This is a genomic window from Arthrobacter sp. MAHUQ-56 (genome assembly GCF_019710585.1).
In the GTDB taxonomy this organism is placed as follows: Bacteria; Actinomycetota; Actinomycetes; order Actinomycetales; family Micrococcaceae; genus Arthrobacter.
The window spans coordinates 1,110,519-1,133,821 of sequence record NZ_JAIFZQ010000020.1 but is presented as its reverse complement, the minus strand read 5'-3'; the positions used below and the strand labels follow the sequence as shown (position 1 = coordinate 1,133,821).

Annotated in this window: 25 protein-coding genes and 1 riboswitch; of the genes, 7 read left to right on the top strand and 18 right to left on the bottom strand. The window is 67.3% G+C overall.

The window, feature by feature from the left end:
• From K4G53_RS17635 to fabF, 6 genes are all read left to right on the top strand, one after another.
• Positions 1–1,796, top strand: a 1,796-nt coding sequence (locus K4G53_RS17635) for a pyruvate dehydrogenase (acetyl-transferring), homodimeric type (RefSeq protein ID WP_221386893.1), incomplete at its 5' end; no start/stop codon positions are given.
• A 169-nt stretch (positions 1,797–1,965) separates the two neighbouring features.
• Complete coding sequence (locus K4G53_RS17630; protein WP_221386892.1) at positions 1,966–3,210, top strand: CdaR family transcriptional regulator; 1,245 nt, start codon at positions 1,966–1,968, stop codon at positions 3,208–3,210.
• An 88-nt stretch (positions 3,211–3,298) separates the two neighbouring features.
• Positions 3,299–4,228, top strand: a complete 930-nt coding sequence (locus K4G53_RS17625; RefSeq protein WP_221386891.1) for an ACP S-malonyltransferase — start codon at positions 3,299–3,301, stop codon at positions 4,226–4,228.
• Positions 4,225–5,286, top strand: coding sequence for a beta-ketoacyl-ACP synthase III (locus K4G53_RS17620; RefSeq protein WP_221386890.1), 1,062 nt, complete (start codon positions 4,225–4,227; stop codon positions 5,284–5,286). Before K4G53_RS17625 ends, K4G53_RS17620 begins: the two co-directional genes overlap by 4 nt.
• Before the next feature lie 78 nt (positions 5,287–5,364).
• On the top strand, positions 5,365–5,610 hold the full coding sequence (locus tag K4G53_RS17615) for an acyl carrier protein (RefSeq protein WP_009359314.1): 246 nt from the start codon (positions 5,365–5,367) through the stop codon (positions 5,608–5,610).
• A gap of 170 nt (positions 5,611–5,780) precedes the next feature.
• Positions 5,781–7,016 carry a beta-ketoacyl-ACP synthase II gene (gene fabF / locus K4G53_RS17610; RefSeq protein ID WP_221386889.1) on the top strand — a complete coding sequence of 412 codons (1,236 nt, stop codon included), beginning with the start codon at positions 5,781–5,783 and terminating at the stop codon, positions 7,014–7,016.
• A 121-nt stretch (positions 7,017–7,137) separates the two neighbouring features.
• Here the strand turns inward: fabF and K4G53_RS17605 are convergent, their stop codons facing one another.
• The 17 genes from K4G53_RS17605 to K4G53_RS17525 all read right to left on the bottom strand — a co-directional run bounded on the left by K4G53_RS17605 (position 7,138) and on the right by K4G53_RS17525 (position 20,528).
• Complete coding sequence (locus tag K4G53_RS17605; protein WP_221386888.1) at positions 7,138–7,641, bottom strand: DUF3145 domain-containing protein; 504 nt, start codon at positions 7,639–7,641, stop codon at positions 7,138–7,140.
• A gap of 270 nt (positions 7,642–7,911) precedes the next feature.
• Positions 7,912–8,838: a tyrosine recombinase XerC gene (locus tag K4G53_RS17600; RefSeq protein ID WP_221386887.1), complete on the bottom strand. Its 927-nt coding sequence runs from the start codon at positions 8,836–8,838 to the stop codon at positions 7,912–7,914.
• 46 nt (positions 8,839–8,884) lie between these two features.
• Positions 8,885–10,087, bottom strand: coding sequence for a DNA-processing protein DprA (gene dprA, locus K4G53_RS17595; RefSeq protein ID WP_221386981.1), 1,203 nt, complete (start codon positions 10,085–10,087; stop codon positions 8,885–8,887).
• 86 nt (positions 10,088–10,173) lie between these two features.
• Positions 10,174–11,721, bottom strand: coding sequence for a YifB family Mg chelatase-like AAA ATPase (locus K4G53_RS17590; RefSeq protein ID WP_221386886.1), 1,548 nt, complete (start codon positions 11,719–11,721; stop codon positions 10,174–10,176).
• Entirely contained in the window at positions 11,721–12,077 is a 357-nt protein-coding gene (locus tag K4G53_RS17585) for a YraN family protein (protein ID WP_221386885.1), read from the bottom strand. Before K4G53_RS17585 ends, K4G53_RS17590 begins: the two co-directional genes overlap by 1 nt.
• Positions 12,078–12,178: 101 nt before the next feature.
• On the bottom strand, positions 12,179–12,505 hold the full coding sequence (locus K4G53_RS17580) for a DUF2469 domain-containing protein (protein WP_221386884.1): 327 nt from the start codon (positions 12,503–12,505) through the stop codon (positions 12,179–12,181).
• Positions 12,506–12,554: 49 nt separating this feature from the next.
• A complete protein-coding gene (locus K4G53_RS17575) occupies positions 12,555–13,223 on the bottom strand; it encodes a ribonuclease HII (protein WP_374226172.1) in 669 nt (222 codons plus the stop codon).
• Positions 13,224–13,399: 176 nt separating this feature from the next.
• Positions 13,400–14,221 (bottom strand): signal peptidase I, encoded by an 822-nt coding sequence (lepB, locus tag K4G53_RS17570; RefSeq protein ID WP_221386882.1) that lies wholly within the window; start codon positions 14,219–14,221, stop codon positions 13,400–13,402.
• Positions 14,222–14,899 (bottom strand): signal peptidase I, encoded by a 678-nt coding sequence (lepB, locus tag K4G53_RS17565; RefSeq protein ID WP_221386881.1) that lies wholly within the window; start codon positions 14,897–14,899, stop codon positions 14,222–14,224.
• An 82-nt stretch (positions 14,900–14,981) separates the two neighbouring features.
• Positions 14,982–15,341: a 50S ribosomal protein L19 gene (gene rplS / locus K4G53_RS17560; RefSeq protein WP_221386880.1), complete on the bottom strand. Its 360-nt coding sequence runs from the start codon at positions 15,339–15,341 to the stop codon at positions 14,982–14,984.
• Between the two features lie 264 nt (positions 15,342–15,605).
• Complete coding sequence (gene trmD / locus K4G53_RS17555) at positions 15,606–16,418, bottom strand: tRNA (guanosine(37)-N1)-methyltransferase TrmD (RefSeq protein WP_221386879.1); 813 nt, start codon at positions 16,416–16,418, stop codon at positions 15,606–15,608.
• A 1-nt stretch (position 16,419) separates the two neighbouring features.
• A complete protein-coding gene (rimM, locus tag K4G53_RS17550) occupies positions 16,420–16,965 on the bottom strand; it encodes a ribosome maturation factor RimM (protein WP_221386878.1) in 546 nt (181 codons plus the stop codon).
• A 99-nt stretch (positions 16,966–17,064) separates the two neighbouring features.
• Positions 17,065–17,307: an RNA-binding protein gene (locus K4G53_RS17545; protein ID WP_013601399.1), complete on the bottom strand. Its 243-nt coding sequence runs from the start codon at positions 17,305–17,307 to the stop codon at positions 17,065–17,067.
• Between the two features lies 1 nt (position 17,308).
• Positions 17,309–17,731 (bottom strand): 30S ribosomal protein S16, encoded by a 423-nt coding sequence (gene rpsP, locus K4G53_RS17540; RefSeq protein WP_056335390.1) that lies wholly within the window; start codon positions 17,729–17,731, stop codon positions 17,309–17,311.
• 181 nt (positions 17,732–17,912) lie between these two features.
• A complete protein-coding gene (locus tag K4G53_RS17535) occupies positions 17,913–18,365 on the bottom strand; it encodes a hypothetical protein (protein WP_221386877.1) in 453 nt (150 codons plus the stop codon).
• 105 nt (positions 18,366–18,470) lie between these two features.
• Positions 18,471–19,346: a VOC family protein gene (locus K4G53_RS17530; protein ID WP_221386876.1), complete on the bottom strand. Its 876-nt coding sequence runs from the start codon at positions 19,344–19,346 to the stop codon at positions 18,471–18,473.
• Positions 19,347–19,445: 99 nt separating this feature from the next.
• Positions 19,446–20,528 (bottom strand): amidohydrolase family protein, encoded by a 1,083-nt coding sequence (locus tag K4G53_RS17525; protein WP_221386875.1) that lies wholly within the window; start codon positions 20,526–20,528, stop codon positions 19,446–19,448.
• A gap of 92 nt (positions 20,529–20,620) precedes the next feature.
• Positions 20,621–20,728: riboswitch (TPP riboswitch) on the top strand.
• On the opposite strand from K4G53_RS17525, the gene thiC reads away from it, so the two are divergent.
• Complete coding sequence (gene thiC, locus K4G53_RS17520; protein ID WP_221386874.1) at positions 20,723–22,552, top strand: phosphomethylpyrimidine synthase ThiC; 1,830 nt, start codon at positions 20,723–20,725, stop codon at positions 22,550–22,552. Its footprint overlaps the riboswitch before it by 6 nt.
• Here thiC and K4G53_RS17515 read toward each other — a convergent pair.
• Positions 22,549–23,283, bottom strand: a complete 735-nt coding sequence (locus K4G53_RS17515) for an alpha/beta fold hydrolase (protein ID WP_221386873.1) — start codon at positions 23,281–23,283, stop codon at positions 22,549–22,551. The genes thiC and K4G53_RS17515 overlap by 4 nt on opposite strands.
• Between the last annotated feature and the right edge of the window lie 20 nt (positions 23,284–23,303).

The window sequence follows — 23,303 nt, the reverse complement described above, 5'->3', positions numbered from 1 at the left end:
TCACCCGCGACACCGACGGCTCGCTCGTGAAAATCATGAACGAAACCCCCGACGGGGACTACCAGACCTACAAGGCCGAATCCGGCGGGTTCGTCCGCGAACACTTCTTCGGCAAGACTCCGCAGACCAAGGACCTCGTCGCGGACCTGACCGATGACCAGATCTGGAACCTCAAGCGCGGCGGCCACGACTACCGCAAGGTCTACGCCGCCTACAAGGCAGCCACCGAATTCAAAGGCAAGCCCACCGTCATCCTCGCCAAAACCGTCAAAGGCTACGGCCTCGGACCGCACTTCGAGGGCCGCAACGCGACCCACCAGATGAAGAAGCTGACCCTGGATGACCTGAAGAAGTTCCGCGACCACCTGCGCATCCCGGTCACCGACGAGCAGCTTGAGAACGACAACTACCGTCCGCCGTACTACCACCCGGGTACTGACGCACCGGAAATCAAGTACATGATGGAGCGCCGCGCCGCCCTGGGCGGGTCGGTGCCGGAGCGCCGGTCCACGCACGCCGAGATCGTGCTGCCGGACGCGAAGTCCTACGAGGTGGCCAAGCGTGGCTCCGGAAAGCAGCAGGCCGCCACCACCATGGCGTTCGTCAGGCTCCTGAAGGACCTGATGCGGGATAAGAACTTCGGCAAGCACATCGCCCCGATCATCCCCGACGAGGCACGCACGTTCGGTATGGATGCGTTCTTCCCGACGGCGAAGATCTACAACCCCAAGGGCCAGAACTACCTGTCCGTGGACCGCGACCTCGTCCTGGCCTACAAGGAATCCCCCGCCGGCCAACTGATCCACCCCGGCATCAACGAAGCCGGCGCCGTCGCAGCGTTCACCGCCGCAGGCACCGCCTACGCCACCCACGGCATGCCCCTGGTCCCGGTCTACGTCTTCTACTCCATGTTCGGCTTCCAGCGCACCGGCGACGCCTTCTGGGCCGCCGCCGACCAGATGACCCGCGGATTCATCATCGGCGCCACCGCAGGACGCACCACCCTCACCGGCGAAGGCCTCCAACACGCCGACGGACACTCACCCCTGCTGGCCTCCACCAACCCGGCCGTCATCACCTACGACCCCGCCTACGGCTACGAAATCGGACACATCGTCCGCTCCGGCCTGGAACGCATGTACGGTGCCGACTCCACGGACAAGAACGTCATGTACTACCTCACCGTGTACAACGAACCCATCGTCCAGCCCGCAGAACCCGAGAACCTCGACATCGAAGGCGTCATCAAGGGCATCTACCTGCTCGCCCCGGCAAAGATCGACGGTCCCCGCACCCAGATCCTCGCCTCCGGCGTCTCCGTGCCCTGGGCCCTCGACGCCCAACGGATCCTCGCCGACGACTGGAACGTCTCCGCAGACGTCTGGTCCGTCACCTCCTGGAACGAACTGCGCCGCGACGGCCTCGCCGCCGAAGAGGAAGCCTTCCTCAACCCCGGCCAGCCCGCCCGCGTCCCCTTCGTCACCCAACAACTCGAAGGCGCCACCGGCCCCGTCGTCGCCGTCTCCGACTACATGAAAGCCGTCCCCGACCAAATCCGGCAATTCGTCCCCAACGAATACGCCACCCTCGGCGCCGACGGCTTCGGCTTCTCCGACACCCGCGCAGCAGCCCGCCGCTTCTTCAAAAACGACACCCACTCCATCGTGGTCCGTGCCTTGGAGATGCTGGCGCGCCGCGGCGAAGTGGACGTCGACGCCCCGGTGAAGGCGATCGAGAAATACAAGCTGCTCAACGTCAACGCCGGCACCACCGGCAACGCGGGCGGCGAGGCCTAGCCTCCCGCCCGGCAGCGGAACCAGCCATGGACGACGGCGGCCCTCACCCACAAGGTGAGGGCCGCCGTCGTTCGTTCCAAAAGGTGCTGCAACCCTGTGACGCAGCCCCTGGGGGATTGTAGCCTTCGCACAAATGGAGGTTGCGGGGCGCTGGCCGTATGCTCAAAGAATGCCAGCACCAGCAAGCCCGTCCGCCAAGCGGAAGCCGTCCCCGCCGAAGGTCACCCCGGAGAAGTCCGAAACCCTCAAGCAGCTGCGGGCCAACGTGGGCCAGCTCTCCACCACCACCATGCGGAAGCTGGAACAGTCGCTGCCCTGGTACAGCAGGCTCAGCGCGGATGAGCGCTCGGCGCTGGGGATGGTGGCGCAAAACGGCATAGCCGCCTTTGTTACCTGGTACGAGCGCCCGAGCTCGCCGTCATGGATCCTGACCGACGTCTTTGGGACGGCTCCCACCGAACTGACCCGCTCGATCAGCCTGCAGAAGGCGCTGCAGCTGATCCGGATCGTGGTGGAGGTGGTGGAGGACCAGGTTCCCGTCATTGCGCCCGAGGCCGACCAGCCCTCCCTGCGCGAGGCCGTCCTCCGCTATTCACGGGAGGTGGCCTTCGCCGCCGCCGACGTCTACGCCCGTGCCGCCGAGTCCCGCGGTTCCTGGGACACCCGGCTTGAAGCCCTGATCGTCGACGCCATCCTCCGCGGGGAAAACACCGACGCCCTGCGGTCCCGGATCGCAGCGCTGGGATGGAAGGCGCAGGAGCGCTTCACCGTCATGGTGGGCAATTCGCCGTCGGAACCAAGCGCCAGCTACGTCAGCGAACTGCGCAGGATGGCGGGGCGGTACGCGGAGGACGCGCTCGTGGGCATCCAGGGCGACCGCCTGATCCTCATCCTGGGCGGCGTGCAGGACCGCGAGACTGCCTATGTAAAGCTCAGCGACATGTTCGCCCCGGGGCCCGTGGTGTACGGCCCGGAGGCAGGGTCGCTCCTGGAAGCCAGCGGTTCTGCGCAGTCCGCGTTCGCCGGGCTGACGGCGGCCCGCGCGTGGCCCTCCGCGCCCCGTCCCGTCGCGGCGGATGACCTGCTCCCCGAACGGGTGATCTCGGGTGACGACGCGGCCCGCCGCTCCCTGGTCAAAAACATCTACCGGCCCCTCCTGGCGGCATCAAACGGGCTGGTGGAGACCCTCGGCACCTACCTGGAACTGGGGCATTCGCTGGAGGCGACCGCACGGGAACTCTTTGTCCACGCCAACACCGTCCGGTACCGGCTCAAGCGCGTCTGCGACGTCACCGGCTGGGATCCGCTGCTGCCGCGGGAGGCGTTCGTGCTCCAGGCAGCGCTCGTGGTGGGCCGGCTTTCCGCCCCGCCGAAGGCCGCCACGGAACGCCAGGCGTCCCGGAACCAAGGCTGACACGTTGTAGACTTCCTACAACCTGACCCCGTGAGCTTGGTGCGGAGAAACACCGCTGGATCACACAGTAATTTGGAAAGCTGGTTACGTGCTTGCAATAGTCTGCCCTGGACAGGGCTCGCAGACCCCGGGTTTTCTGGCCCCCTGGCTGGAACTGCCCTCGGTGGCAGGCCAACTGGCCTCCCTCAGTGACATCGCAGGCATCGACCTGATCGCTCACGGGACCACCTCCGACGAGGAAACCATCAAGGACACTGCCGTCGCGCAGCCCCTGATCGTTGCCGCCGGCCTCGTCACGGCGGCTTCGCTCTTCGACGTCGAACTCAATTCCCTTCCGGTGATCCTTGCCGGGCACTCCGTGGGTGAAATCACCGCGGCCGCACTCGCCGGCGTGCTGACCGAGCCGGAAGCCATGACGTTCGTCCGCGAACGCGCCAACAGCATGGCTGCAGCCGCTGCGGTTACACCCACAGGCATGAGCGCCGTGGTCGGCGGTGACCCGGCGGAAGTACTTGCGGCCATCGAGGCGGCCGGCGCCGCCCCCGCAAACGTCAACGGCGCCGGCCAGACTGTTGCCGCCGGAACCTTCGAGCAACTGAAGGCACTGGCCGACAACCCGCCGGCGAAGGCCCGCGTCATCCCCCTCAAGGTTGCCGGCGCATTCCACACCAGCCACATGGCGCCCGCAGTCAGCGCGCTGAAGGCGCTGGAACCCCAGCTCAACCCGGTAGCCCCGAAGGTGCCCCTGCTGTCGAATTACGACGGCGGCGAAGTCACCGACGGCGGTGCCGCCGTCGAAAGCCTGATCGCCCAAGTGTCCCGTCCCGTGCGCTGGGACCTCTGCATGGAAACCATGGTCAAGCGCGGCGTCACCGGCGTCATCGAACTGGCTCCCGCGGGCACCCTGGCCGGACTGGCAAAACGCGGCATGCCCGGCGTCAAGACGGTAGCGGTCAAGACCCCCGAGGACCTGTCCGCCGCCCTCGCGCTCTTCGCGGAACTGGAAGGCAACGCATGAGCGTCCCCACGCTGAAGCAGGCTCCCCTGCAGGAGCACACCCGGATTCTTGGGCTGGGGGCTTACCGGCCCGATGTCATCGTCACGAATGAGGATGTCTGCCAGTGGATCGACTCCTCCGATGAGTGGATCCGCCAGCGCACCGGCATCGTGACCCGGCACCGCGCCCCCGCCGGCGTCAGCGTGATCGACATGGCAGAAGGCGCTGCGCGTGAAGCCATGCAGAAGGCGGGCATCGAGGCCTCCGAACTCGGCGCCGTCATCGTGTCCACGGTGACCCACCCCTACGCCACTCCTTCTGCAGCTGCCAGCCTGGCTGACCGCCTGGGCGCCACCCCGGCGCCGGCTTTCGATATTTCCGCCGCCTGCGCCGGCTACTGCTACGGCATCGCGCAGGCTGATGCCCTGGTCCGCTCCGGCGCCGCAAAGTACGTCCTGGTAGTAGGCGCCGAGAAGCTCTCGGACGTCATCGACAACCGGGAACGGACCATCTCCTTCCTGCTCGGCGACGGCGCCGGCGCCGTCATCGTCGGACCCTCCGACACGCCGGGCATCGCACCATCGGTGTGGGGCTCGGACGGCAGCAAGTGGAACGCCATCGGCATGACGCGCTCCCTGCTCGATGTCCGCGACCTGGGCCTCGCTGCGCGGCAGTCCGACTCCACCGGCGACCTTGCCCTCCTCGAGGAGGCGCAGGAGCTGTACCCCACGCTCCGCCAGGACGGCCAGACGGTCTTCCGCTGGGCCGTGTGGGAAATGGCCAAGGTTGCCCAGCAGGCACTCGATGCCGCAGGCGTCAAGGCCGAGGACCTGGTGGCGTTCATCCCCCACCAGGCCAACATGCGCATCATCGACGAGATGGTGAAGAAGCTGAAGCTGCCCGAGACGGTTACAGTGGCACGGGACATTGCCGACGCCGGCAACACGTCCGCGGCCTCCATCCCGCTTGCAACGCACCGGCTCCTGCAGGAAAACCCGGCGTTGAGCGGCGGGCTGGCCCTGCAGATCGGCTTCGGCGCCGGACTGGTCTTCGGTGCGCAGGTAATTGTCCTTCCCTAAGTACGCCCAAGGGTCCGCAACCGCGGCCCCGACCGTTTCCGGCAGCCCCTGCCGGCAATACAAGAAAAGGAGCCATCAATGGCTAGCAACGAAGAGATCCTGGCCGGCCTGGCTGAAATCGTCAACGAAGAAACCGGCCTGGCCCCCGAGGCTGTCGAGCTGGACAAGTCCTTCACCGAGGACCTGGACATCGACTCCATCTCCATGATGACCATCGTGGTCAACGCCGAGGAAAAGTTCGGCGTGCGCATCCCGGACGAAGAGGTCAAGAACCTCAAGACCGTTGGCGACGCCGTCAGCTTCATCGCCGGAGCGCAGGCCTAGTCAAGGCTCCCGCCGTTTATTCGGCTTGGCGGGCTGCCGGTCCGGACTGACCGGACCGGCAGCCCGCCGCATTTATCCGGCACAATCCCCCACCGGGACTGGGCCGATCATCAACACGTGCGGGACCCTGCGGACGCAGGCGGATTCCCCACCGACGAAAGAGTGATCCCATGACACGCAAAGTAGTCATTACCGGTCTGGGTGCCACCACGCCCATCGGCGGCGATGTACCCACCATGTGGAACAACGCGCTCAAGGGGGTCTCCGGTGCCCGCACCCTGGAGGACGACTGGGTAGCCAAGTACGAGCTCCCCGTCCACTTCGCTGCCCGGTGCAGCACCCCGGCCCTGGACGTGCTCAGCCGCGTCGAGGCCAAGCGCATGGACCCCTCCACCCAGTTCGGCGTCATCGCAGCCCGCGAAGCGTGGGCAGACTCCGGCATCACTGAAATCGACCAGGACCGGCTGGCTGTCGCCTTCGCCACCGGCATCGGCGGCGTCTGGACACTGCTGGACGCCTGGGACACCCTGAAGGAAAAGGGGCCCCGCCGGGTCCTGCCCATGACTGTCCCCATGCTGATGCCCAACGGTGTCGCCGCGGCCGTGAGCCTGGACCTGGGCGCCCGCGCCGGTGCGCACACGCCCGTCTCGGCCTGCGCATCCGGCACGGAAGCCATGCACCTCGGCCTGGAACTCATCCGCTCCGGCAAGGCGGACGTGGTCATGTGCGGCGGCGCCGAAGCAGCCATCCACCCCATGCCGCTGGCAGCATTTGCCTCGATGCAGGCCCTCTCCCGCCGCAATGATGAGCCCGAGCGCGCTTCCCGTCCCTACGACACTGCACGTGACGGGTTCGTCATGGGCGAAGGTGCCGGTGCCCTGGTCCTTGAGGCCGAGGAACACGCCCTGGCCCGCGGTGCACGCATCTACGCCGAGCTCGCCGGCACGTCAGTCACCGCCGACGCCTACCACATCACCGCTCCGGACCCCGAGGGACTCGGTGCAACCCGTGCCCTCAAGGCAGCCATGTTCGATGGCCGGATCCAGGCCGAGGACGTGGTGCACGTCAACGCGCACGCAACCTCCACGCCTGTCGGGGACAAACCGGAGTACACGGCCCTGCGCGCCGCCCTCGGCACCCACGTGGACAACGTGGCCGTCTCCGCCACCAAGTCCCAGATGGGCCACCTGCTGGGCGCCTCGGGTGCGGTGGAAGCCGTCCTGACCGTGCTGGCCGTCCATGACCGGAAGGCACCGGTCACCATCAACCTCGAGAACCAGGATCCGGAGATCCCGCTGGACGTAGTGACCTCGGCCCGCGACCTGCCTGCGGGAAACATCGTGGCACTGAGCAACTCGTTCGGCTTTGGTGGCCACAACGCCGTGGTGGCCATCCGCAGCGTCTGAGTTTGTTGTCCCGGGGTATGCCCCGGATGCAGGAGGAGGCCCCGCCGGTATGGCGGGGCCTCCTCTTTTTGCTATGGAAGTTTGCGTGTGGTGTTCCTGCTGGAAGCACGGTCGACGGCGGTCAGCCCACCTGGTGGAGCCAGCGGACGGGTGCGCCTTCAGCGGCATGGCGGAACGGTTCCAGCTCCTCGTCCCAGGCTTCGCCCAGCGCGAGGGAGAGCTCGTGGTAGACGGCTGCGGGGTCGCCTGCACCTGACTCATAGGCGTAGCGGATCCGGTCTTCGGAGACCATGATGTTGCCGTGGACGTCCGTAACGGCGTGGAAGATTCCCAGCTCCGGTGTGTGCGACCACCGGCCGCCGTCCACGCCCTGGCTCGGCTCCTCGGTGACCTCGTAGCGGAGGTGCGCCCAGCCGCGGAGGCAGGACGCCAGCTTCGAACCCGTCCCGGGGGCACCGGTCCAGGACAGCTCGGCCCGGAACATTCCGGGCGCGGCTGGCTGCGGGGTCCACTCAAGGTCCGTCCGCTTGTCCACCACGGCGCCGACTGCCCACTCAACGTGGGGGCACAGCGCCGTAGGGGCCGAGTGAACGAACAACAGACCGCGGGTCATTGCAACAGACATTCCATCCTCCATAGCTCTAGGTACGTCTTCCCCAACGACCTCTGCCTGGATGGAACTGCCGTGCATTGCTTTGCGGCGGTGGTTCCCTGCGCGGTATTCAGATGTGTCCAGCTGTATCGGATTAAACAGTGTCCGGACTTGCCGCGCCGCATCAAGCTCTGGAGCTTCAAGCGGCACTTGAAAGTTGCCGGACGTGACTCTTATTGTGCCGTACCCCGTGGAATTACGCCAGTGCGATTAGCCACGCTGCTGTGAGGGTGAGAGGGCTGCTCAGGCCCGGGGGTGGGCCTGCTGGTAGCTTCGCCGCAGCCGGTCCACGGAGACATGGGTGTAGATCTGGGTGGTGGCCAGGCTGCTGTGGCCCAGGATTTCCTGCACGGCACGCAGGTCGGCCCCGCCGTCGAGCAGGTGGGTGGCCGCCGAGTGCCGCAGGGCGTGGGGGCCGGATGCCGAGGTGTCCCCCAGCTCACCGAAGAGCCCGTTGACCAGGGCGCGGACCTGTCGCTGGTCAACCCGGCCGCCGCGGGCGCCGAGAAAAAGCGCGGGGCCGCTGGTCTCCTTGGCAAGCAGGGGGCGGCCGCGCCGGAGCCAGTCGTCAACGGCCATGGCTGCAGGAACCCCGAACGGAACCGTGCGTTCCTTGTTGCCCTTGCCGATGACGCGCAGTGTCCTGCGGTCGGGATCGAGGTCATCGATGTCCATTCCGGCCAGTTCGCCAACGCGCACCCCGGTGGCATAGAGCAGTTCGACCATTGCCCTGTTGCGCACGGCCAGGGGTTCACCCTCGGCGGCGGCCGCTTCGAGCTTGTCGAGCAACCGGGTGAGCTGGGTTGGCTGCAGGACTCCCGGGAGGGAGCCTTCCCGTTTAGGTGCCTTCAACCGCAGTGCTGGGTCCGCCTCGATCAGTTCCTCCCTCAGGGCCCATGCGGTAAAGGTGCGGGCAGTCGCGGAACGGCGTGCCAGGGTTGCCCTTGAGGCGCCGGCCTGGCTCTGGCTGCCCAGCCAGCGGCGCAGGGTGCCCAGCTCGATGTCCTTGGGCCCGGCGGCGCCTTCGGCGGCTGCATGGGCAAGGAGGCTGTGCAGGTCGCCCAGGTAGGCCCGCTTGGTGTGCTCCGACACAGCCCGCTCACCGGCGAGGTAACCGGAGAAAGCATCATATGCCGCGCCGAGTTCCCGGGGCAGTCCGTCATGTTCCATCCCTCCACTGTCCCAGCCGGCGGCCACGAACGGGCGCTGGACACGGTCATCCTTTGCCCCGTTTCCAGCCGCCGCGCTCCGATACCGCCAGGCCCAGCAGCCCGAGCCGGCCCAGGCCCGCCCGAACGGATTCCTGGCCCAGGCCCGCCACCGAGGTCAGCTTCTCCACCGAGGTGGTGGAGCGCAGCGGCAGCGCATCCAGGAGGATCAGGTCCTCCAGCGTGAGCCCGTCCTGGACGGCCGGCTGCGTGTGCCGCGGTTCAGGCATTGCCGTGCCGCTGGGCCCGGCCAGCTCGGCGACCTCCGCCGCGTCGGTCACGCAGACCGCGCCCCCGTCCCGGAGGAGCCGGTGGCAGCCGGCCGAATTGGCGCTGTGGACGGACCCTGGCACTGCGCCGACGGCGCGGCCCAGCGTTTCGGCGTGGTGGGCTGTGTTCAGTGCACCTGACCGCCAGCGCGCCTCCACCACCACTGTCACGGCCGACAGGGCAGCGATGAGGCGGTTTCTTTGCAGAAAGCGGTACCGGGTGGGAGCCGATCCCGGTGGTACCTCCGCGAGGACGGCGCCCTGGTTGGCGACGGCCCGCAGCAGGTCATCATTGCCGGAAGGATAGAACCGGTCAACGCCGCCGGCCATCACGGCGATGGTAGGGACAGCGGAAGAACCACCGGCAAGCGCGGCACGGTGGGCATGGGCGTCGATCCCATACGCGCCGCCGGAGACCACCGTGAACCCCCGCTGCGCCAGGGAGTACGCGAGGTCGCCCGTTACCGAGGCCCCGTAACTGGTGCTGTCGCGGGATCCGACCAGAGCGATGGCCTTGTCCGCTGCCGGCAGCGGCTGTTCCTGGCCGCGCCACCAGAGGCAGATCGGCTCCTGGATTCCGAGGTCCGCCAATTGTGCCGGCCACAGCTCGTCGGAGGGAACGATCAACCGGCCACCCAAGCGCGCCATGGTGGCGAGGTCCCGCTCGGGCGCCACGTCCGGCAGCCGGGGCTGCCAGCGCTTCAACGCCGACGCCAGGCCTGCCCAGCCGGTGGCTGTGCCGCCGTCCGCCAGCAGCGTGCTGATCTCCTGCTCCAGTCCGGGACCAGCCTTTACCTGGCCTGTGGCGATCCGCAGGGCATCTGTTGCTCCCGTCAGCTGCACGAGCGCCAGTCCCGCTGCGTCCTGGGGCTCCATCAGCCTGGACAGGGCTGCCCGTGCAAGCCGTTCGCCATCCTGGGGTGCTTTCCGGAATTCCGCCATCCTGCCCTGATCCGCCATGTTGCTCTGATCCACCATGTTGTCCTGATCCGCCATGTTGTCCTGTTCGGTCGTAGCTCCTTGTCCCGTCATGCGGCCACCGCCGCTGCCTGGCGGAGGCCCAAAGCCTGCCCGATGTCATCCGCATCGGGTGTTTGCCGATGTCCCAGGTCGGCCAGCGTCCACGCCAGGCGAAGGACGCGGTCGTAGCCGCGTGCCGTCAGCACGCCCCGTTCAAGCGAAAGGTCGAGGATCCGGGTGGCGGCTGGAGCCAGCCGCAGCTCTCCCCGAAGGATCCGGCCCGGCACCTGTGAGTTGGTCTCCAGCCCAAAGGCGTGCAACCGTTCGGACTGCCGTGAGCGCGCCTCCAGGACGCGGCAGGCTACCGAGGCGGTGTCCTCTTCTTCTGCCCCGGCCTGTCCAAAATCTGCCAGCGACACCCGTTCCACCTGCAATTGGATGTCCACCCGGTCCAGGAGGGGCCCGGACATGCGCGCGAGGTACCGGCGGCGCATCACGGGGGTGCAGGTGCAGTCCAGGCCTTTCCCTGCAGCCTTGCCGCACGGACAGGGGTTGGCGGCAAGAACCAGCTGGAACCGCGCCGGATAAGCGGCAGTCCCGGCAGAGCGGTGGATTACCAGTTCCCCGCTTTCGAGCGGCTGCCGCAGGGCATCGAGGACCCGGCGCTCGTATTCCGGTGCCTCGTCGAGGAAGAGTACGCCGCGGTGGGCGCGGGACGCAGCGCCGGGCCGGGGCAGCCCGGAACCGCCACCGATAATGGCCGCGGCAGTTGCGGAATGGTGCGGGTTCTCGAAGGGCGGCCGGCGCAGCAGCTGTACCTGGGACGCCGGCAGCCCACAGAGCGAATGGATTGCCGTCACTTCCATTGATTCGTGGTCCCCGAGGTCCGGCAGGAGTCCGGGCAGCCGTTCTGCGAGCATGGTTTTGCCTGCGCCAGGCGGTCCGGTGAGCAGCAGATGGTGGGCTCCGGCAGCCGCTACTTCCAGTGCCCGCCGGGCGTCGCCCTGGCCGGAGACGTCGGCCATGTCGGGGCAGGGAGCCGGGTCCAACGGGCCTTCGGGCGCGTCCTGGGCGTCATCCGGTTCGAAATCCAGGGCGAGCTCCTGGGGGTCGGCGCCGAAGTCAAGAGCCAGGCGGGCCAGGGTGCGGTATCCGCGCACTTTCGCGCCGGGGACCAGGGAAGCTTCGGCCAGGTTTGCCTGGGCAACCACGATCTCCGGATAGCCTGCCTGCACGGATGCCATCACGGCCGGCAGGATCCCCCGGACCGGGCGCAGGCGGCCGTCGAGCCCTAATTCGGCGATGAAGACCGCGCGTCCGGTGGGCTTGATGTCCCCGGCGGCCCTGAGCACGGCCATGGTCACCGCAAGGTCGAATCCCGAGCCCCGCTTCGGCAGGGAAGCCGGAATGAGGTTGGCCGTGATTTTCCTTCGGCTCAAGGGGATGCCCGAGTTTTTGGCCGCCGACCGGATGCGTTCCTTCGCTTCGTTCAACGAAGCGTCAGGCAGCCCAAGGATCACGAAGGCGGGGAGCGTCTGGCCGATGTCTGCTTCGACTTCCACCATGTAGCCGTTCAGGCCGACCAGGGCGATGGAATAGGTCCTTCCCAGTGCCATCACCCCACCCCCTTGAGGTGTTCCAGCGTGGGCTCCCCGCCGCCGTCGTCCACCACGGCAATGACGTCCACGCGGCGCAAGGGCATCCGCAGTTCCCGGTCGCGGCACCATGCGGCACCGAGCCTGTGCAGACGGGCGAGTTTCTCCGGGCCCACCGCCTCGAACGGATGGCCGTAGTCCAGCGACCGGCGGGTCTTCACCTCGGCAATGACGAGGGCGTCGCCGTCGAGGGCCACAATGTCGATCTCGCCCTCGCTGCAACGCCAGTTACGCTCGACGACGAGCATGCCAAGGGCTTCAAGATGGCCGGCTGCGAGGTCTTCCCCGCGGCGGCCCAAAAGGTCCTTCGATTTCATTTCCACCTCCGCAACCAGCCTGCGGGAGCGTGGCAGCGGAGGACACCCGGATCCTGCCGTATGTGGAAAGGACCGGGTGTGGAGGGAGGGTCAGGGCGGGCCTAGTTGCCCAGGTCCACGTCCTTGGGCAGGGCCAGTTCCTCGTTGCGGGGCAACTCCTCGACGTTGACGTCTTTGTACGTCAGGACCCGGACGCTTTTGACGAACCGGGCCGAGCGGTAAACATCCCAGACCCAGGCATCCTGGAGGGTCAGGTCGAAATAGACTTCGCCGTCGGCGCTGCGTGCCTGGAGGTCCACGTGGTTCGCGAGGTAGAAGCGCCGCTCGGTCTCGACAACGTAGCTGAACAGGCCGACGACGTCGCGGTACTCACGATAGAGCTGAAGCTCCATGTCGGTTTCATAGTTCTCAAGATCCTCAGCACTCATGCTTCCATCTTGCACCATGTCCGGCATGGCTGGCGCCGGGCACAGGGACTCAGTCTTCGCCCGGGCCGTCCGCGTCGGGATCGTCTGCGTCCTGCAGTTCCCCGCCGAGCAGCCGCCAGCTGACCCGGTGGTAGGGGGTGGCGCCGGCCGCCCGCAGGACATCCCGGTGCGCCGCGGTGGCGTACCCCTTGTTGATGTCCCAGCCATACGCGGGGTATTCCTGGTGAAGCTCCCGCATGTGGTGGTCGCGCTCCACCTTGGCAATGACACTCGCGGCGGCGACGCTCAGGCACTGCATGTCCGCCTTGATCCTCGTGTGGACCGGAGCATTGCAGTCTGCTTCAGGCGCGGGCTGGTCGAACAAGGACGGCTGCTCCGCCGGGGAGAGCCAGTTGTGGCTTCCGTCCAGGAGCACCAGTTCCGGCAGGACACCGGCGGCCAGGATGCTCCGCCAGGCACGTGTACCGGCAAGCCGGAGGGCTGCGATGATTCCCAGGGCGTCGATCTCCTGGGCGCTGGCATGGCCCACGGCCGAGGCGACGCTCCAGCGGCGTACCAGCGGCTCCAGCCGTTCCCGTTCGGCAGGGCTGAGGAGCTTGCTGTCCCGGACGCCGGGCAGCGGTTTTTGGCGCTCGAGGTCCACGACGGCGATGCCCACGCTGACCGGGCCTGCGAGGGCACCCCGGCCCACCTCGTCCACCCCGGCCAGGAAGCGCACGCCCTGGGCTTTGAAGGAGCGCTCGTGCCTCAGCGTGGGCGCCTTCCCGGTGCTTGCGGACGCCCTGGACGAACCGGACCGAGTTTTTGCCGAAGCCCTTGTTGCCGGGGCTTTTTTCGGTGGAACCTGCAGGGCATCGGCCCCTGCAGGTTCCGTCTCTACGGCGGAGGACATGGTCAGCGCGCAGCCGGGACGTTCCTGAACACGTCCGGGTAGTTGTCCAGGGTCTTGATCCTGTTCAAAGGCCAGGCGATGACGGCGGCTTTGCCTTCGAGGTCCTTGACGTCAACGAATCCGCCGTCGGTCTCCATGTGCGCCCGGGAGTCAGCGGAGTGGTTGCGGTTGTCGCCCATCACCCATACCTTGCCTTCCGGGACGGTGACGTCAAAGTTGCGGACCTGCGGTACTTCGGCGGGATTGATGTAGGCCTCGTCGACTGCCGCGCCATTGATAGTCAGTTTACCGCCGGCATCACAGCACACGACGTGGTCGCCGGGCAGGCCGATAACCCGCTTCACCAGGTGCTGCTCCGAATTGTCGGGCAGGAGCCCGACGAAAGTGAGTCCGTCCTGGACCCACGTAAAGGGCCCCTCCGTCTTCGCCGGGGCGGGCGGCAGCCAGCCCTTGGTGTCCCGGAATACCACCACGTCGCCGCGGCTGAGCGCGAACGGTTCGGGAACCAGCAGGTTGACGAAGATGCGGTCGTCCACGTCCAGGGTGTTCACCATGGACTCGGACGGTATGAAGAAGGCCCGGAACAGGAAGGTCTTGATGAGGAAGGACAGCACCACCGCGATGACCACCACCGTGGCAATCTCCTTCAGCCACCCCAGCAGGGGGTTGCCTGCGGATTTGCCTTCGGCCTTGGCGGCGGACCGGCTTTTCGCATGCACCGGTGCGGCGGGAGCTGCAGCGGGCGCGTCGGGGGCCGGAACGGCCGGGACCTCCGAAGCGCCGTCGTGGCGGGGCTCGGGATTCGGCGCGTGGTTCTCGGGCATTTACCGTCCGTTCTCTGTCGTCGGCCCCGCTGCGGGCGGCCGGGATACTGGAGCAAATCTATCAAGGGGCCACAGGATCTGGACCGGCCGGCCAATCACCCGGTCCAGTGGCACCATGCCCCCGCCGGGGGCGCCGAGAAGGCTGCGGGAGTCGGCGGAGACAGACCGGTGGTCCCCCATCAGCCACAGCCGGCCCTCCGGCACCAGGGCGGCGAACTTCTGTGTGCTGGGGATGTCGCCGGGGAAGATGTACGGCTCGTCGAGGGGTGCCCCGTTGACGGTCACTTTCCCTCCGGCGTCGCAACAGGCCACGGTGTCACCTGGAACTCCGATGACGCGTTTGACGTAGGTTGTGTCGCTTCCGGTCAGTCCCAGCCACTGGGTAACGGCGGCGGCAGCGTCCACCAGGGGGCCCTTGCCGCTGTTCAGCGGGGCAAACGTTCCCCGCCCGTCGAAGACAACGATGTCCCCGCGGCGGACCGGTTCACCCTGGAAGCCGGTCCGGGAGACCAGGATCCGGTCGCCCCCTTCCAGGAGCGGCTCCATGGATTCCGACGGAATGAAGTACACGTCCAGCCACAGCGAGCGGACCAGCCCGCTGGCCGCGATGGCCAGGACAAGCGCCAGGAACGCAAAACGCCAGCCCACGCTGCGGGGCTGGCGTTTTGTCTGGTCCATGGTCCGTAATCCTGGCGCTGGTGCATTGCTCCGGCGCTTGCCGGTACGGCCGCGTTCCAGATGTGTGCGGGTCCGAAAGGACTTACTTGGCGGCGGTGAAGTCGCGCTTTTCCTTGATCTTCGCGGCCTTGCCACGCAGTGCGCGCATGTAGTACAGCTTCGCGCGGCGGACGTCACCCTTGGTGACAACCTCGATCTTTTCGATGATCGGGGAGTGGACCGGGAAGGTACGCTCCACACCCACACCGAAGGAGACCTTGCGGACCGTGAAGGTCTCGCGCACGCCGTCGCCCTGGCGGCCCAGGACGAAGCCCTGGAAGACCTGGACACGGGTGTTCTTGCCTTCGATGATGTTCACGTGCACCTTGAGGGTGTCGCCCGCGCGGAACTCGGGAACATCGTTGCGCAGCGAGGCTGCATCGACGGAGTCGAGAATATGCATGATTGCACTCCTGGTGAACGCCACAGGTCATTCACTTTGGGTCACGGCGGTCAGGCCCGGCTGCTCGAAAGCACACCGGCAACTGCCGCCGAAAGTTGAATGGTCCGGCCGCTTCAATGCTTGACGGGGCCGGTTGCCTTGCTGTTGGCCGCGCTACCCCCTGTGGCAGGTGCGGACCCAGCAGACACAATGTCTAATTTTGCCACAGTGGTCCGGCAACAGCCAATCCGGCAGCAGTGCGGACCCGGGACGGAGCGGGAGCCGTCAGCCCTGTTCCCGGTTGGCCGTCCCAGGCCGGCGCACCAGCCGGCCGTCCACGATGTCGTAACCCAGGTCCTGCAGTGCGGTGCGGTCGGCACGCGGGAGGCTGCCGGCGTCGAACTCCTGCAGCAGGTCGGGGCGGCGCTCCGCCGTCCGCCGGTACTGTTCGTGGCGTCGCCACTGGGCGATCTTCCCGTGATTGCCGCTGAGCAGCACGGCCGGCACTTCCCGGTCGCGCCAGACGGAAGGCTTTGTGTATACGGGGTACTCAAGGAGCCCGTCGGAATGCGACTCCTCGACCAGGGACTCGGGGTTGCCCACTACTCCCGGGAGGAGGCGCCCGATGGCCTCCACCATCGCCAGGACAGCCACTTCCCCGCCGTTGAGCACATAGTCACCCAGGCTCACGGGGCGCACGGTGAAGTGCTCCTGCGCCCATTCGATCACCCGCTCGTCGATGCCTTCGTAACGGCCGCAGGCGAATACCAGGTGCTGTTCCTCGGCCAGTTCGTAGGCGAGGGCCTGGGTGAACCGCTCCCCTGCCGGCGACGGCACGATCAGGACGGGTTTGCGCTCCGCGTCCTGCTGCCCCTCCGCCACGGCGGAGAGTGCCTGCGCCCACGGCTCCGGCTTCATGACCATCCCGGCACCACCGCCATAGGGCGTGTCGTCAACGGTGCGGTGCCTGTCCGTGGTGAAGCCGCGGAGGTCACGCACCTGCAGGTCCAGGATTCCGTCCTGGCGGGCCTTGCCGATCAGCGAGAGTTCAAGGGGCGCCAGGTACTCGGGAAAGATGCTGACGACGTCGATCCGCACTTTAGTCCCTGCCTTCCGTATCACCGGCGGCGGCTTCCTCGGAATTCAGTTCGAAGAGTCCGTCCGGCGGGGTGAGCAGGACAAAGCCTTCCCCGATGTTCACTTCGGGCACGATCTGTTCCACGAACGGGATGAGGACCTCTTCGCCGCCGGGGGTGGTGACCGTGAGCAGGTCCTGGACCGGCATCGTGTTCAGCGCCGTCACCTTGCCCACCACCTGCGACCCGACCCGGGCCTCCAGTCCGACCAGTTCGTGCTCATACCAGCCCTCGTCGTCGTCCTCGTCAAGCTCCTCGGTTTCGATGAAGAGCTTTGCCCCGCGAAGCGTCTCCGCCCGGTTGCGGTCCGCCACTTCGGCAAAGCCGAGCAGCAGGATGTCCTTGTTCCACCGCGCACTGCTTACCGTCAAGGGACCGGACGCCGCAGGCTCCACCACGAACTGCGTTCCCGGCACGAAACGGTCCTCAGGGGCGTCGGTCAGGACCTGGACCGTGACTTCCCCGCGAATTCCGTGCGGCTTGCCGATCCGCGCCACCTGAAGCTGCATGTGTTCCCCTGTTCCCGAGTGTGGTGTTTTTATAAAAGAACTCCGGCCCCTCCACCTGCAGGTGGAGGGGCCGGAGCAAAAGCTGGTGTTGCCGTGCGCTCAGCGGCGGCGGTCGGTGTCGACGACGTCGACCCGGACCGGTTCGCCGCCGGCCAGCGCTGCCACCACCGTGCGCAGTGCGCGGGCGGTGCGGCCCTGGCGGCCAATCACCCGTCCCAGGTCGTCCTGATGAACACGCACCTCGAGGGTATCCCCGCGGCGGTTGCTCTTCGAACTGACCTTGACGTCATCCGGGGAATCGACGATTCCCCGGACCAGGTGCTCCAGCGCTTCTGCCAGCAATCTACTCAGCCTCGGTGGTCTCAGCTTCGGCGTCGGCCGGGGCCTCGGCAGCGTCAGACTTGGAAGCCTTCTTGGTGATGGCTTCCGGGATGATGACGGAGCCCTTCTCGGGGGCAACGAAGGCTTCCTTCTCGACCTTGGTCTTGAGGGTGCCTTCCTGGCCCGGCAGGCCCTTGAACTTCTGCCAGTCACCGGTGATCTTCAGGATCGCGGCGACCTGCTCGGACGGCTGGGCGCCGACGGACAGCCAGTACTGTGCACGCTCGGAGTTGACCTCGATGTATGAGGGCTCTTCGGTGGGGTGGTACTTGCCGATCTCTTCGATGGCGCGGCCGTCACGCTTGGTGCGTGAGTCCGCGACGACGATGCGGTAGTACGGGGCGCGCATCTTGCCGAAGCGCTTAAGGCGAATCTTTACGGCCACTTTTGTGGTCACTCCTGTTTCAGAAAAGGGGTGAACCCGGCTTTCTGCACCCGTGGGGCGGGCCGTACTTGCGGGCTCGAAGGACAGGATCCGGACACGGAGAGAGGGGCCGCGCGGATCGAGTACCTGTCCATTGTGCCAGATCAGTGGCGTTATTTCGACTTGGCCCGGTCACACGGGGTCAGGCCGACCAGACGTACAGCCCGGTGCGCTCGGAATCATCGATGCCGGCGGCAAGTTCCGCCAGTTGCTGGACGTAGGTCCGGGCCTGGGCGGCGCCGAAGGGCATGTCCTCCTGGCCCGCCCACTGTTCCGCGACGTCGTCAAGGACGTTGCCCTCACCCTCCGTCTCGTAGGTGAGCAGGTCCGCCAGGGCGCGGACCATGGCGGGCGGCACCGCCAGCAGCGAGTCGCTGGCCACATCCACCATGGTCAGCTCATAGTCGGCCCCGCCGGCATGGACGGCAGTCCCGGCCAGGTCCCCCAGCTGTTCCACTTCGAAATCGCTGATCCCCTGGATCCGCACCGCCCCGCCTGCGGGAGCCGCGGCAGCCCCGCCGCGGCCCTCGTCGAGGACGCCGGCGCGCTTCAGCGCTGCGTCATGGGTGGCGACAAAGATCTCGGTGAAGCCCATGGGTGTGCCCTTCTTCCGTCGGCAAAGCTGCGTTCCGGGCACCTTTGGGCCCCGGGCGTACGGCATCAGCCTAGTAGCTGCCGGCGGCCGTGCGCACGCGCTGCCCTAGCGGACCGCCACCCGGAGCCTGTTGCGCCACGGATCCTCGAAGCGCAGTTCGGCGCCGGTGTGGTGCGCCGGCACCCCGGCGACCTTGAGGCGGTCGGCCAGCGCCCCGACGTCGTCCCCGGTGGGAACTTCGATGAGAACCTCGCCCAGGCCGAGCGTGTCCTTGCGGGGGCCGGCGCCGCGGCTGTTCCAGACGTTCATGGCCATATGGTGGTGGTAGCGGCCCGCGGAGACGAACAATGCCTGGCCGTGCCACCCTGCGGTTTTTTCGAACCCGAGGGTTCCGACGTAGAAGTCCCGCGCGGTCTGGACGTCGCCCACCTGCAGGTGCACGTGCCCGACGCCGGCGGCGGCGATGCGCTGGCCTTCGAGCGACTCCTCGGTGAGGTGCTGTTCGAGGTACCGCTGGGGCGGCAGCGCCAGGCTGTCCATGACGACGTCGGTGCCGTTCCAGGACCAGTTGCTGCGGGGCCTGTCCCAGTAGAGTTCGATGCCGTTGCCCTCGGGGTCGGTGAAGTAGAAGGCCTCGCTGACGAGGTGGTCGGCGCTGCCGGTGAAGGCCCGCGGCTCGTATTGGGCGGCGGTGGCGATGGTGGCCGCGAGCGAGGCCTGGTCCTCGAACAGCAGAGCGGTGTGGAAGAGCCCGGCTTCACCCCTGCCTGGAAGGTTCAGCCCCGGGGCGGGCGCCAGGTGCACCAGCGGCTTCTGCAGGCGGCCGAGGTAGATGCCTCCGTCCTGCTCGGCGACGACGTCGAGGCCGAGGGCCCGCTGGTAGTAGTCGGTCATGACCTTCATGTCGCCCACTTTGAGCATGACGGTGCCCATGGCAAGGTCGGCGGGAAGAAGGTCCTGGGTGGCGGCTTCTGTGGTCATTGAATGCTCCCTGTGATGGAGGCCCTCCGGATGTGACGGCCACTTATTAAAATTACTTGAAGTTTCAATTTATTCCAAGTGCCAGCCGGAGATTTCCGCTCAGCGGATGACGCGCCCGCCCAGCACCACGTGGGCCAGCACCCTGATCGTCTCCGGAACCATCCGCGGGTCTTCCCGGCACACCACGACGTCGGCCCGGGCGCCTTCGGCAATGCTGTCGGCTCCCAGCCAGGCGCGGGCCGACCAGCAGGAGGCGTCCAGGGCGGCGGCCATGGGCAGGCCCGCGGCGTGCAGGGCAAGGATCTCATCGGCGATCCGCCCGTGTCCGATCACGCTGCCGGCGTCAGTCCCGGCGAAGATCCGGACGCCCGCTTCGTAGGCCTCCCCCACCCGTTCGGACCGGCGTTCCCACAGCGCCCGCATGTGCGCGGCGTAGCGCGGAAACTTCGGCTCAGCCTGTGCGGCAATGTCGGGGAATGTCGCGATGTTGATGAGGGTGGGCACGATCGGTACGCCCTGCTCGGCGAAGCGCGGCAGGTGGCGGGGCAGGAGCCCTGTGGCATGCTCGATGCAGTCGATTCCGGCGTCCAGCATCTGGTCCAGGGTGTCCTCGGCAAAACAGTGCGCCGTCACCCTCGCGCCTTCGTCATGGGCCGCCTGCACGGCATCGCGGACGACGGCGGCGGGAAAGCACGGGGCCAGGTCACCGATGCCCCGGTCGATCCAGTCCCCCACCAGTTTGACCCAGCCGTCGCCGTCGCGCGCCTGCTTGCGGACAGCCTCAACGAGTCCGCCCGGCTCAACCTCCTCCGCGAAACCGCGCAGGTAGCGGCGCGTCCGCGCGACGTGCCGGCCGGCACGGATAAGGACCGGAAAGTCCCGGCCGCCCTGCATCCAGCGCGTGTCCGCGGGCGAGCCCGCATCCCGGACCAGGAGCGTGCCGGCGTTGAGGTCTGCCCGGGCCTGTTCTTCAGCGGTGGCGGAATCGACCGGCCCGCCGGGACCCAGCCCGATGTGGCAGTGCGCATCCGCGAATCCCGGCAGGACACACCCGGCGAGGATCCTGTCCGGCGGTGCTGCAGGCCGGCTGAACGTGAGACGCCCGTCCACCGACCAGAGCCCGTGCTCCACGGTCTCCGGCCCGGTCAGGACGGGACCGCTGAACTCGATTACTTCTGGCATCCGGACTTCCTTTCGCTGCCCGCACAGGCTAGCACCGGGGAATGTTACAGGGCTCGCCGCGTTTGTCCCTGCGGGGCGTGTGGTAGCTTCGTTCCTGACCACACGGGTGCCCCTGCAGGGGCTGAGATCGGGCTGATGCAGCCTGCGACCGTTGAACCTGTCCGGGTAATGCCGGCGAAGGAAGTGAGTATTCCTTGAGTACACAAAACACCCAGTTGAACCCTGCCCCGATTCCGTCCGAAGCAGCGCTGGCGGGAGAAGAATCCGGTCCCCAGGTGACCCAGTCCCTGAAGTCGCATTCGCTGGCGTTCATCGAAGACCCGGGGAACGGGATCCGCGTTCCGGTGACGGAAATTGCGCTGGAGGACTCGCCGAACGGCCAGCCGAACGCGCCCTTCCGGACCTACCGGACAGCAGGACCCGGCAGTGATCCGGTACGCGGCCTGCAGCCCTTCCGGGAGCAGTGGATCGCGGAGCGCGGGGACACCGAGGCCTACAGCGGCAGGGAGCGGAACCTGCTCGACGACGGCCGCTCGGCCATGCGCCGCGGCGCCGCCTCTGCGGAGTGGAAGGGCGCGCAGCCGGTGCCCCGCCGCGCCGTCGAAGGCCGCACGGTGACGCAGATGCACTATGCCCGGAAGGGCGTCATCACCCCCGAAATGCGGTTCGTCGCGCTGCGCGAAAACTGCGACGTCGAACTGGTCCGCAGCGAGGTGGCGGCCGGCCGCGCCATCATCCCGAGCAACATCAACCACCCGGAATCCGAACCGATGATCATCGGCAAGGCCTTCCTGGTGAAGATCAACGCCAACATCGGCAACTCGGCAGTCACCAGTTCCATCGCCGAAGAGGTGGACAAGCTGCAGTGGGCCACCCAGTGGGGCGCCGACACCGTCATGGACCTCTCCACCGGTGACGACATCCACACCACGAGGGAGTGGATCATCCGCAACTCCCCCGTACCGATTGGCACCGTGCCCATCTACCAGGCCCTGGAAAAGGTCAACGGCGAAGCCAACGCCCTCACCTGGGAGATCTTCCGCGACACCGTCATCGAACAGTGCGAGCAGGGCGTGGACTACATGACCATCCACGCCGGGGTGCTGCTGCGGTACGTGCCGCTGACCGCCAACCGCGTCACCGGGATCGTCTCGCGCGGCGGCTCCATCATGGCCGGCTGGTGCCTGGCACACCACCAGGAGAACTTCCTGTACACGCACTTTGATGAGCTGTGCGAAATCTTCGCCAAGTATGACGTCGCCTTCTCCCTGGGCGACGGCCTGCGCCCCGGCGCCACCGCCGATGCCAACGACGCCGCCCAGTTCGCGGAGCTGGACACCCTGGCAGAGCTGACCCAGCGCGCCTGGGAATACGACGTCCAGGTGATGGTGGAAGGCCCTGGCCACGTTCCGTTCCACCTGGTCCGGGAGAACGTGGAGCGCCAGCAGGAACTCTGCAAGGGGGCCCCGTTCTACACGCTGGGGCCGCTGGTGACCGATGTTGCCCCCGGCTACGACCACATCACCTCGGCCATCGGCGCAACGGAGATCGCGCGGTACGGCACGGCGATGCTCTGCTACGTCACCCCGAAGGAACACCTGGGCCTGCCCAACAAGGACGACGTGAAGACGGGCGTCATCACCTACAAGATCGCGGCCCACGCCGCGGACCTGGCCAAGGGGCACCCCGGCGCGCACGAACGCGATGACGCCTTGTCCAAGGCCCGCTTCGAATTCCGGTGGCGCGACCAGTTCGCGCTGTCCCTGGACCCGGAGACCGCCGAGGCGTTCCACGATGAGACCCTTCCGGCGGAACCCGCAAAAACGGCCCACTTCTGCTCCATGTGCGGGCCGAAGTTCTGCTCGATGCGGATCAGCCAGGACATCCGGGACGAGTACGGTTCAGCCGACTCGCAGGCCGCGCTGGCGGAAATGGCGTCCGGAATGCGCGAAAAGAGCCAGGAATTCCTGGCGTCCGGCGGAAAGGTCTACCTGCCCGAGCTGCAGGTCCCCGCGGGCAGCTAGGACGCCCGGGCAGTCTGGCTTCGACTGACCTGGCTGATGAACTGCCGGATGGCCCGGTCCCCGTCAGGCGAATCATGGGGCCGGTGCCCGCCCGCGGCAACGCGGTGCAGGGCACCGGTCTCCCGCAGGTAGCCGGCAATCTCTTCGTATAGCGGCTCCCAGCCGCCGGTCAGGACCAGGGTGGGAACGCCCGGGACAATGTGCAGCGGCGCCTCCCAGGACGGCGCCTGGAGCCGGAGCCGGCGGGCAGACCGCTTCTCCTCGGCGGTGGCGGGCTGCTGCAGGTCCGTGGCGTAGACCCGGCGCACGAACTCACGCTGGAAGTCCTCGTCACTGAGCTGGTGCCGGACCTCAAAGAGGGGCTGCATCAGGCTGATGTGCGCGCCCGTGGCCGGCAGTTCGGCGGTCAGGGAGAGGCACGCCGGCTCCACCAGGGTTAAGGAATAGACGAGGTCGGGGCGTTCAACGGCGGCCATCATCGCAGCGATGGCTCCCTGGGCGTGTGCCACGACGTGTCCCCCGGCGGCTCCCCGCCCGTCGTCGGCCAGGGACCGCAGCACGATGGCGGTGTCCTCGGCGAAGGAGGAGGCCAGGGGCTCGGCGGCCGCGTCGTAGCCGTGCCGGCGCAGGAACAAGGCGTCGTAGGACAGTGCCATGCCGTGCTGGCGCGGCCAGGCAGCGGCACCGAAGCTTCCGGCGCCGTGCACGAACACTACCCTTTGCTTGAACATGTCCCAACCCTATTCCACGG